This window comes from uncultured Pseudokineococcus sp., assembly GCF_947499845.1.
In the GTDB taxonomy this organism is placed as follows: Bacteria; Actinomycetota; Actinomycetes; order Actinomycetales; family Quadrisphaeraceae; genus Pseudokineococcus.
On record NZ_CANMPM010000075.1, the window covers coordinates 1 to 214 of the forward strand.

Below are 214 nucleotides of genomic sequence, written 5' to 3' on the forward strand. Positions count from 1 at the left end.
TTGCCGCGGATGGGCAGCAGGGCGTGGGCGATGCGCGGCCCGAGGTCGCGGGCCGGGTTGATGGCGTAGCCCGTCGGTCCGCCGAGCGAGGCGCCGATGCCGACGACGAGCAGGGCGACGGCGAGGGGGCCGAGCCCGGCGGGCGTGTTGCCGAACAGGAGGATGACGAAGACGAGGACGAAGGTGCCGATGACCTCGGTGACGACGTTCCAGC

General features: G+C 72.9%; 1 protein-coding gene. It reads right to left on the reverse strand.

Features of this window, described 5'->3' with window-relative positions; translation table 11 throughout:
• A partial coding sequence (locus tag Q0789_RS16660; RefSeq protein WP_298807099.1) for an aquaporin occupies positions 1–214 on the reverse strand: 214 nt, incomplete at both ends.